This window comes from Pseudomonas agronomica, assembly GCF_025917275.1.
GTDB classification, from domain to species: domain Bacteria; phylum Pseudomonadota; class Gammaproteobacteria; order Pseudomonadales; family Pseudomonadaceae; genus Aquipseudomonas; species Aquipseudomonas agronomica.
Map to the genome: position 1 here is coordinate 1 of NZ_JAOSHO010000603.1, position 2,740 is coordinate 2,740.

Annotated in this window: 3 protein-coding genes; all 3 read right to left on the minus strand. The window is 63.1% G+C overall.

Annotated elements, in window-relative coordinates; genetic code table 11:
• Positions 1–9: 9 nt before the first annotated feature.
• The 3 genes from OC610_RS25100 to cysT are packed head-to-tail and all read right to left on the minus strand — an operon-like array spanning position 10 to position 2,704.
• Complete coding sequence (locus OC610_RS25100) at positions 10–999, minus strand: sulfate/molybdate ABC transporter ATP-binding protein (RefSeq protein ID WP_181290574.1); 990 nt, start codon at positions 997–999, stop codon at positions 10–12.
• A gap of 3 nt (positions 1,000–1,002) precedes the next feature.
• Entirely contained in the window at positions 1,003–1,872 is an 870-nt protein-coding gene (gene cysW / locus OC610_RS25105; RefSeq protein ID WP_024618577.1) for a sulfate ABC transporter permease subunit CysW, read from the minus strand.
• Positions 1,873–1,885: 13 nt separating this feature from the next.
• The gene (cysT, locus tag OC610_RS25110) at positions 1,886–2,704 is read right to left on the minus strand and encodes a sulfate ABC transporter permease subunit CysT (protein ID WP_264431718.1); all 819 of its coding nucleotides are present in this window, start codon (positions 2,702–2,704) and stop codon (positions 1,886–1,888) included.
• Positions 2,705–2,740: the final 36 nt, after the last annotated feature.

The following is a 2,740-nucleotide window of genomic DNA, read 5'->3' on the forward strand; positions in this document are numbered from 1 at the left end:
CTCTCGCTTTTAAAGGTTGGAAACTTTCTGCCAGACCTTAGGCTTGAAGAACAACGTCTCGCCCTTCGCCAATCCCACCAGGCTGTCGTGGTCTTTCACCACTTCGGCTTCGATCAACTCGCTCTGGCCCTCGACCTTCAAGGTCACCCGGGTGGTCGCGCCGAGCGGACGAATGTCCCGCACCTCAGCGGCGTGATGGTCTTCCAGCTCCGAGCGCGACAGCGAGACTTCGTGAGGACGGAACAGCACATGCCGGTCCTCACCCAGGTGCAGTCGGTTAGAGTCGCCGAGGAAGTGGTAGACGAAATCGCTGGCCGGGTTCTCGTAGACGTCTCCGGGCGAGCCGATCTGTTCGATCACACCCTTGTTCATCACCACGATCCGGTCGGCAACCTCCATGGCTTCTTCCTGGTCGTGGGTCACGAACACCGAGGTCAGGTTGATGTCCTCGTGCAGGCGTGCCAGCCAGCGGCGTAGTTCCTTGCGGACCTTGGCGTCGAGGGCGCCGAACGGTTCGTCCAGCAGCAATACCTTGGGCTCCACCGCCAAGGCGCGGGCCAGGGCGATGCGCTGGCGCTGGCCGCCGGACAGTTGCTCGGGGTAGCGGTCGGCGAGCCAGTCCAGTTGCACCATGTTCAGCAGCTCGTGGACCTTGGTCGCGATCTGGCTTTCGCTCGGGCGCTGGCCCTTGGGTTTCATGCGCAGGCCGAAGGCGACGTTGTCGAACACCGTCATGTGGCGGAACAAGGCGTAGTGCTGGAACACGAAACCGACGTTGCGATCGCGCACGTCGTGGCCGGACACGTCCTCGCCATGGAAAACGATGTTGCCCTGGTCCGGGGTTTCGAGGCCGGCGATGATCCGCAGCAACGTGGTCTTGCCGCAACCCGATGGCCCGAGCAGCGCCACCAGCTCGCCGCTCTGGATGTCCAGGCTGATGTCGTCCAGGGCCCTGAAGGCGTTGAAATTCTTGCTGACGTTACGGACTTCGATCGACATGACTTATTCCTCCGCGGCGCTGGCGCGCAGGCGGTTGATTCGGTTTTCGCTCCACTGCTTGAGCAGCAGGATGAAGAGCGCCAGGATCAGCAACAGGCTCGCCACGGCGAACGCGGCCACGTGGTTGTATTCGTTGTAGAGGATCTCGACGTGCAGCGGCAGGGTGTTGGTCACCCCGCGAATGTGCCCGGAGACCACCGACACCGCGCCGAACTCGCCCATGGCCCGGGCGGTGCACAGCACCACGCCATAGATCAGGCCCCACTTGATGTTCGGCACGGTGACATGCCAGAACATCTGCCAGCCATTGGCGCCCAGCAGGCGCGCGGCCTCTTCTTCCTGGGTGCCTTGTTCCTGCATCAGCGGGATCAACTCACGGGCCACGAACGGCACGGTGACGAAGATCGTCGCCAGGACGATGCCCGGCAGCGCGAACACGATCTGGATGTCGTGATCCGACAGCCACGGCCCGAACAGGCCCTGGGCGCCGAACATCAGCACGTAGACCAGGCCCGCGATCACCGGCGACACCGAGAACGGCAGGTCGATCAGCGTCACCAGCATGCTCTTGCCACGGAATGAATATTTGCTCACGCACCACGCGGCACTGACGCCGAACACCAGGTTCAGCGGCACCGAGATCAGCACGGCAATCACGGTGAGCTTCAACGCCGACAATGCGTCGGGTTCAAAGATCGCGGTGAAGAACGCCCCCAGCCCGAGCTTCAGGCCCTGGGACACGACGATGAACAGCGGCAACAGCAAAAACAGCGCAAAGATCAGCCAGCCGAGGCCGATCAGCACGCGCCGCGACGTCGCACTGCCGCGACGGGCGGCATTGGTGGAGGCAGCGGAAATAGACGATTGGGACATGGTTCGCGCCTCCTTATGGGGTTTCGATGCGCCGCTGCAGCAAGTTGATCAGCAGCAACAGGACGAAGGAAACCACCAGCATCAGCACGCCGATGGAAGTGGCGCCGGTGTAGTCGTATTGGTCGAGCTTGACCATGATCAGCAGCGGCAGGATCTCGGTTTTCATCGGCATGTTGCCGGCGATGAAAATCACCGAACCGTACTCGCCCACACCCCGGGCAAAGGCCAGGGCGAAGCCGGTCAACCAGGCCGGCAACAGCGCCGGCATCAGGATATGGCGGAACACCTGCCACGGCTTCGCACCAAGGCATGCGGCAGCTTCTTCGACTTCACGGGGAATGTCGGCCAGCACCGGCTGCACCGTGCGCACCACGAACGGCAGCGTCACGAAGGTCAGCGCCAGGGTGATGCCCAGCGGGGTGTAGGCGATCTTGAAACCCAGGTCGGTGGCGAATTGGCCAACCAGGCCGGTCGGTGCGTACAACGCCGTCAGCGCGATGCCGGCCACGGCGGTGGGCAGGGCGAACGGCAGGTCGATCATCGCGTCGATGATCTTGCGGCCGGGGAAGGTGTAGCGCACCAGCACCCAGGCCAGCAGCGTGCCGATCACGCCGTTGATGATGGCGGCGTACAGCGCCGTGCCGAAACTGAGCTTCAGCGCAGCCAGCACCCGTGGCGCCGACACGATCGCCCAGAACTGATCCCAAGTGAGTTGGGCGGCATGCACGAACATCGCCGCCAGCGGTATGAGCACAATCAGACTGAGGTACACCAGGGTGTAGCCCAGCGTCAGCCCGAAGCCGGGTATGACGGGGGATATGCGACGCGACATAAAGGTCCTTGGTTGAGACTCGCAGGGTGCGCAACC

Excerpts from the sequence above, each read along its gene's own strand:
- OC610_RS25100 (WP_181290574.1), bottom strand. The coding sequence starts at position 999 with ATGTCGATCGAAGTCCGTAACGTCAGCAAGAATTTCAACGCCTTCAGG.
- cysT (WP_264431718.1), bottom strand. The coding sequence starts at position 2,704 with ATGTCGCGTCGCATATCCCCCGTCATACCCGGCTTCGGGCTGACGCTG.
- cysW (WP_024618577.1), bottom strand. The coding sequence starts at position 1,872 with ATGTCCCAATCGTCTATTTCCGCTGCCTCCACCAATGCCGCCCGTCGC.